Origin of the sequence: Empedobacter sp. GD03861 (assembly GCF_029840885.1) — a bacterium.
Lineage (GTDB): Bacteria > Bacteroidota > Bacteroidia > Flavobacteriales > Weeksellaceae > Empedobacter > Empedobacter falsenii_B.
The window spans coordinates 185,524-192,882 of sequence record NZ_JAOCDJ010000002.1 but is presented as its reverse complement, the minus strand read 5'-3'; the positions used below and the strand labels follow the sequence as shown (position 1 = coordinate 192,882).

At 26.9% G+C, this 7,359-nt stretch carries 8 protein-coding genes; 1 reads left to right on the top strand and 7 read right to left on the bottom strand.

Features of this window, described 5'->3' with window-relative positions; genetic code table 11:
• Window positions 1-100: 100 nt before the first annotated feature.
• Genes N5D03_RS02070 through N5D03_RS02060 form a run of 3 tightly spaced genes read right to left on the bottom strand, consistent with a single transcriptional unit; the run spans window position 101 to window position 2,615 of the window.
• Window positions 101-1,126, bottom strand: a complete 1,026-nt coding sequence (locus N5D03_RS02070; RefSeq protein WP_280050805.1) for a glycosyltransferase — start codon at window positions 1,124-1,126, stop codon at window positions 101-103.
• A complete protein-coding gene (locus tag N5D03_RS02065) occupies window positions 1,127-2,062 on the bottom strand; it encodes a glycosyltransferase (RefSeq protein WP_280050804.1) in 936 nt (311 codons plus the stop codon).
• 7 nt (window positions 2,063-2,069) lie between these two features.
• The gene (locus tag N5D03_RS02060; protein ID WP_280050803.1) at window positions 2,070-2,615 is read right to left on the bottom strand and encodes an acyltransferase; all 546 of its coding nucleotides are present in this window, start codon (window positions 2,613-2,615) and stop codon (window positions 2,070-2,072) included.
• Window positions 2,616-2,729: 114 nt separating this feature from the next.
• Here N5D03_RS02060 and N5D03_RS02055 point away from each other — a divergent pair, with 114 nt between their 5' ends.
• Window positions 2,730-3,734 (top strand): glycosyltransferase, encoded by a 1,005-nt coding sequence (locus N5D03_RS02055; RefSeq protein WP_280050802.1) that lies wholly within the window; start codon window positions 2,730-2,732, stop codon window positions 3,732-3,734.
• Window positions 3,735-3,743: 9 nt separating this feature from the next.
• Here the strand turns inward: N5D03_RS02055 and N5D03_RS02050 are convergent, their stop codons facing one another.
• The 4 genes from N5D03_RS02050 to N5D03_RS02035 all read right to left on the bottom strand — a co-directional run bounded on the left by N5D03_RS02050 (window position 3,744) and on the right by N5D03_RS02035 (window position 7,359).
• Window positions 3,744-4,541, bottom strand: coding sequence for a glycosyltransferase (locus N5D03_RS02050; RefSeq protein ID WP_280050801.1), 798 nt, complete (start codon window positions 4,539-4,541; stop codon window positions 3,744-3,746).
• Window positions 4,542-5,213 carry an NAD-dependent epimerase/dehydratase family protein gene (locus tag N5D03_RS02045; protein ID WP_280050800.1) on the bottom strand — a complete coding sequence of 224 codons (672 nt, stop codon included), beginning with the start codon at window positions 5,211-5,213 and terminating at the stop codon, window positions 4,542-4,544. It abuts the gene before it with no gap.
• Window positions 5,214-5,282: 69 nt separating this feature from the next.
• Window positions 5,283-6,437, bottom strand: coding sequence for a glycosyltransferase family 4 protein (locus tag N5D03_RS02040; RefSeq protein ID WP_280050799.1), 1,155 nt, complete (start codon window positions 6,435-6,437; stop codon window positions 5,283-5,285).
• Between the two features lie 49 nt (window positions 6,438-6,486).
• Window positions 6,487-7,359: a glycosyltransferase family 2 protein gene (locus N5D03_RS02035; RefSeq protein WP_280050798.1), complete on the bottom strand. Its 873-nt coding sequence runs from the start codon at window positions 7,357-7,359 to the stop codon at window positions 6,487-6,489.

Sequence of the window (7,359 nt, the reverse complement as noted above, 5' to 3'; positions counted from 1 at the left end):
GTATAAAAAAAATTCTGCTCGATTTTAACCCAAGCAGAATTTTTGAACTTACACACTTTAAGAGACAGTCCTAATAAAAAAGAGAGAATATTTCTCTTTTTTATTCTACTACTACACCTTGTTTTATATATTGTTCTTTAAACTTGTTAGTCCATAATATCCAATTTTCTGATGTGCATTTTTCATCATTAAATTTATCTAATATTTCGACTATTTTAGCCCTATTTATATCTTTTGGAAAATCTGAAATTACATCAAAATTATCTTTATACCATTCCTCATTTAAATAATAATTAAATTTATTAACATCAAAATTTATCTTATAATGTTCATGATATGATGTGGTTGCTGAACTTTGAAAAGTAGTATTCATTATTAATGAATTCAATTTTGAGAAAGCATATTTATTATCAGTATTTTTTTTAGCCCAAACACTAGCGTTTATTAATTGTTCCATTTCGTCAACTTTATTAGAAAGAGTCGACCAAACGTTTAACCAATAATCTCTTTTATATACACCCATTAGCATAGAGTTTAATATCCAGTATTCATTTCTTGATGAATTATCTACTTTTCCTAATCTATATAATAATGAAAAAATCTTAAATTTATTTTTAAGTATACATTCCATAACAAACCTATTACCAAGAAATAAATCTGGTTTGATAAATTGAATATTTCCTACTTCTTCAATAATTTTAGATTTAATTGTTCTGTTTGAAATCCAACCAATCTTTAGCAATGATGAATTTTTATCTTTCATCACTTGATATATAATATCTAAATCTAATTTACCTGTAAACCAAACATCATCTTCAGTAACTAAAACATAGTCAGAAGATTTTTTAACTGTTTCTTTCCAATCTGATATAGGAATATCAAATCCATTTATTAAATCACCTTTTTCTATATTATCTTTAATCGATTGTATTTTCCTATTATAATTTTGAGTCTTTATTATTTCTATATCAGGATACTTGTCAGATATTTTTTTTAAATATTTTTCTGGAGTTCCATCATCTACTACTTTTATTTTAAAAGTTCCTTTAATATTTAAATAAATTGAAAATAAACATCGATCTAAATAATGTGGACGATTGAAGGATTTAATAATAATAGTAATCATTTATTTAATCTTTTGAATTCTCTTTAATAAAAATTTCGAAGCTATATTTCTGATATTTTCATTTTCGAAGATTAATAATCTTAGACTTTTTACGTTAAATATTTTTAGTAAATCTTTATATTCTGATGAATTATATTTTAAAGCAATTTTAAGTATGTATATTTTTTCTTTTAAGGACAAATTCTCTGTTCTATAATTAACCAATTTTTCTAAATTATAATCTAATTCAGATTTATTTTCTTTACGCATCACAAATTGATCTCTTGAAAATTCTAATATTATTCTATTAATTAATTTATTATCAATTCTTGACAAAGAATCATCTAAAACTCTATAATTCAATAAACATTCATCAATATTAGCAAATTTCTTTTTAATAGATAAATGCTGTAAATGAAAATCGAAATCTTCTGCTCCTTTATAATTATCATTATATCTTATATCTGTTTTTCTAAACATCAAGGTTGGATGAAACATAGGGTTATCAATATTAAACCGATTTACAATATCAGAGTGATTATTTAAAGCGTATTTTTTTTTTATGAAATTATTATTTTCATCTATTAAGTTCATTGAACTTCCAACCATAAAAATTGATGGATTATTATTTAAAAATTTAACTTGCTTATCAAATCTATCCAAACTAGCTATATCATCAGCATCCATTCGAGCAATAAAATCACCTCTCGATTCATCTAAACCAATATTCAAATTTTCAACAAACCCCTTAAAACCTTTATTTCTTACCTTTTTTATTAATTTAATTCTATTATCAGAGTATGATTCAATTATCTCTAAAGTTTTATCTTCAGAACAGTCTTCTATGATAATAAATTCAAAATCACTATAGGTCTGATTTAATATTGATTCAATAGAGTCTCTTACATATTTCTCTGCATTATAAACAGACATTACAACCGAAATTCTTGGCTTCATAATAATTTTAAAACTTCTGTTTAATTATTTGTTCTTGCTTATTAACTATGATAGAATTTGCAGGAACATCTTTATGTATTACACAACCTGCACCAATAATGACATTATCACCGATGTTTACTCCTTTTAAAACTATCGTGTTCGATCCTAGCCAACAATTTTTACCTATTATTATCGAGTCTGTTTTAAACTCTTTGTGATAAGTTTGAGAGGTATCATACCGATGGTTATGATCATATAGTTTTACATTCTCACCGAATAGTGTATTTTCTCCAATAACTATACTTTCTAAACAATTAATAGAACAACCGTTATTTAAGAAGACATTATCGCCAATTGTCAAATTTGCATTCTTGCCTAAAACCAAATTAAAATTATTTCGAATATCGATATTTTGTCCAAACGTTGCCGATGAAGTTGAATGAATGATATTTGTTGTGAAGTTTCCTAATTTAAAGTTTTTTCCAATAGAAAGATTAGGATGACTCACAAAACCACTTTTATTAAGTTTAAGCTGAATTTTATTGTTTATTTTTGCAATAATATGCAACATGTTATTTTAGGTTTAGATATACAAATATACCTAAAGTTAATTATTTCTAAAGATGTTATTTAACAATGTAACATATTAACGTAATTTTGAACTACAAAATAAAATACTTAACCAATGAATAACCTACCGCTTATTAGCATTAACATACCTGTCTATAAATGCGAAGATTATATTATCAGATGTTTAGATTCTGTAAAAAATCAATCGTATCAAAATATAGAAATTATTTTAGTTAATGATTGTACGCCTGATAACAGTATTGCAATCATTGAAGAATATATGGTTTCGAATAAGGAATTAAACATTCAATTACATCATCTACCAACCAATCAAGGATTGTCTGTTGTTCGTAATACAGGAATTGATAAATCGACAGGAAAGTATATTTATTTTTTAGACAGTGATGATGATATCACTTCTAATTGTATCGAAAAATTAGTAGAAAATGTACTAATTAATAATACACAAATGGTTATTGCTCAAAATCGATGGATAAATACGTTTGATCAGTCTGTAAAAGATTTTGGGTTTCCTACAAGATCTAAATTAAAAATTTACGATTCAAATACCAGTATTTTTAAAGCATATTGCGGTAAAATGTTCCCAATAACTTCATGGAACAAATTAATTGATTTAGAATTTATTAAAAGAAATAACATTTATTTTGTTCCAGGTTTATATGCACAAGATGAATTATGGATGTTTCATTGCATGGAAAAAATAGATACTTTATCGATCATTGATGACATTACGTATAATTACTATTTACACGCAAATTCTGTTATTTTTAACCGAACAAAAAGAAACTCAGAAAATCATCAAACCATCTTAGAATGGATTGTAAAATCATATAAAAATACAGACGATACCGAACGAAAAAAATTGATAAGAGGCTGGATTATTAACTTTAAAAAATTGATTATTCAAATGCAATGGAAGGTTTTGAAAGATGAAACTTATTTTAAAACAAACTATAATCGCATGAAAAAGGCACCTAGCCTATTACTTTCTGATTATTTAAGTGATGATTTTACAAAACAACAAAAAAAGGAAAATTTATTATTAAATCTTCCTACAAATCTTGGGTTTAAAATTTTTAAGAAACGTTATGAAGGCTAAAGATAGATTTTAGTTTCTTCTTAAAATTTTATTTTTTAGTTGACTTAACATATATTGTACAATAAACTTCATTGGTATTTTATCCAAAATTTGTTCAGTAGTGAAGATTTTATTATGATAAATTAAATGATTTATACTTTCTTTTGATTTTTCTGCTGACACTAATTGATTTAAAATACCATACATATTAACATATCGTTTAAAAAAGGACTGTTCCGTTTCTATCCAACTACCGTCAAAATGATGTATAACATAGTTTTTTGGAATATCTAAACTAAAAGCTGTCGAAGGGAAAACAGCAACATTATCTTTAACCAACTGAAAACTATCACTTAAAGGATTTACATTATATTTTTCAATTAAAAGTTTAGAAAAGATATTTGTATTTGATAATTGTATAAATTCTTTTTGTCTTTCATAATAATTTAGCATATCCTCAACAAAAACATGTTTATTTCTTGCTCCAAAAAAAGCAGAAAAAGGCTTATTAAGCATTTCAAAACCACACACACATTCATAAATTAATAAATCTTCAAATGAAGATGTTACTTCCATATCAGTATCTAAATAAAAACCTCCATATTCATAAACTTTTTGAACACGTATATAATCAGAAACAAATGCCCATTTTTTATTAGCATATGCTTCTCTTACAAAAGCATTGACTGTTAAATTACAATTACTTTCATTCCACTCTTTGATTTCATATTCAGGATTAAAAAATTTCCATGTTTCAATATTCTTTTTTATACTTTCAGTTAGTGGATTACCACCAAACCAACAATAGTGAATTATTTTAGGAATCATTTATTTATAATATTTTTTGATTAAATTATTCAAATACTCTCCTTTATCTTGAATAGAAAATTGATACTCCAACTCATGAATATCAATCGAATAATGCTCACCTTTATTTTCCATTAACTTCATAGCTTTTTTTTGTTGTATTTCCTCGAAAGCTTCTACTATTTCTGGTATAAAATAATTTTCAGTATAAGCCACATTCACAATTCTATTCCAACGATTAGATTGAACGTATTGAAGCGTAATATCCTTTACATCTTCTACATCAATCAAATTACGTGTTGCATGTTGGTGGACATTTAATTGTTGATTCATCATAATTTGATTATAAAGATAATTCATCAACAAATTAGGGTTTCCTCCTTTTCCAACTGCATTACTTATCCTTAGTATAAGATAATCTGAAGCGTGTTGTTTGATAATTTCTTCGATATGCAACTTATGCAACACATACGGACTATTATATTTAGAAGAATCATAAATCGAACAAGTACTAAAATAGACTAATAATTTAGTTGGATGCTGAACGATTGTTTCTAAAACCAAATCCAATTCCCGTTTAAATTGTTGCTTATCTTGCTCTGACGAATTTGAAACACCAGACGCAAAAAATACCACATCTTTTCGATCATGCTCCAAAAATTGAGATGCAATCAGCCCTTTACCTATTATCATATTAAAATATTAAAATTATATACCAAAGTCGTTATTCATTTCTACAACTATCAAAAATCGTTCATCATTCTACTTCAATAAAGTTTTAAAAAGATTATCCCATTGTTTCATTATAGGCTCTAACTTATAATTAAAAGATTTCTCACGATTTGCTTCTCCCATTTGTTTTCGTAAACTAGGATTTTCAATCAAATGATGGATATGGTCTGCTAATGCATAAGTATCGCCAACTTTACTCAAGTAACCATTAATACCATCTTCGATAAGATCACTTGGACCACATTCACAATCAAAAGAAACAATTGGCAAACCAAAGTGCATCGCTTCAATTAATACTAAAGGTAAACCTTCAAATCGAGATGTCATTACATAAATACTACTATTAAGATATTCTAAATTTACTTGCTGAGAAGGTGAAATAATTGTAATCGAATCTTGCAAATTATATTTGTTTATCAAATCTCTAATCTTAGCTTCTTCTTCACCATTACCTACAATTCGTAATTTCCAATCCAGATGTTTTTGTGCTATTTGGCGCCAAACGTCTATGAGATAATCGAATCCTTTTTGATAATGAAATCGCCCAATTGCTAACACGGTTTTCGATGAACAAGAACTTGTCTTATCGGTTGACAAAGAAATAGGATTGGAAATATAACTGGTGTTTGAAAATAATTTATTCCAAGATTGCAAATCTCTTTTGGTTAACAACACAAAATGATCAAGACCACGAATACTTTTAATATAAGAACGACGTGCCATAACATCCAGAATATCTTTCGGGTGTTTTACGTCCTTTAATGTTTTAAGCGTTGAAAGTAGCGACTTGTTATAAGCAAAATGAAACTCACCAATTTTTTTGCTTTTATCTTTTAGTTTGTACAAAAACTTATATTCTAAACCAAAAGTTGTTGTAATGAGGATATCTTGAGGATTCTGTTTTAAAAATAGTTCGAGATCAGATTTGTACTGTTTTAGAAATTCTCTTTCTTGGATTTTTTTTGATAAAAAATTTCCATTAAAAACAGTATTGCGTCTTATGTCGAAATGTAATTGTTTAACATTCTCCGAAAGTTGAAAAAAGAAACCTTTATCAAATTGTGAATAGGTTAAAATAGTAACATCATAACCCAAAACATCTGCGAGATAGTTCATTTTTATAGTAAGAATTCGTGAGATTCCTCCTGGATAATGTAATGATGGATATATATAAGTAATTTTCACTAATTTGTTTTTTATATTTAAAAAAAAATTGTAAACGATTAAAAATAAACTAAAATTTAAATAATTTCATTTTTTTGTTGAGTAATACAATAATAGATAATAAAACAGATATTCCTTTAATTTTTTCTATCCAGGGTGATTTTATATCATTCATTTGGAAATCCCAATAAGCGTTAAGAGCACTCAATTTAGCTTTAAAAGGGATTTTCTCCTTGCTTAATGCTTTAAAAAATAAAGAGGCACCTTTCGGCGATTCTTTTAATAATTGCCAAGACTTTGCAGTTAAGCCATCTTCGAGATAATCTGCAAAATAAATGGGATCATCAATATACAGGGTTTTATATTTTTTACCTATTTGACGATAAACATAAGATTCTCTGAAAAATTTTTCCCCTTCAAAATATGGATAAGGATATTGTTTCTGAATCTCTGTTTTGAAAGCTGTTGCAAAATCTCCTTTTATTCCTAACTGGTAAACGAGTTCATTATGGGTTAAAAGAATCTCGTGTTGCGGAAGGTTTTTTGAGTAGATAATTTTGCTTTTGTCTTTTATAGAATGACAACCAATGGCCATTCCTGCGACGTTTTTATTGTCTTTTATATGATTATATTTAGCAGTAAGTCTTTCAATAGCATCATTTGATAAGAAATCGTCACTGTCTACAATGAAGAATAACTCTCCTTTGGCTTTTTCTAATCCATGATTAATGGCAATATGTTTGCCTTTGTTTTTTTGATGATAATAACGGATTGGAAAATCTGCTTTTTCTTGAAATTGTTGTACCAATTGCCCCGTATTATCAGTACTTCCGTCATCAACAATTAGCCACTCAAAATCCTTGTACGACTGCTCCATCAACGATTGATATAATGTCGAGAGAATGTAAGCGCGGTTATAAGTTGGCGTGAAGATGGTGATCAT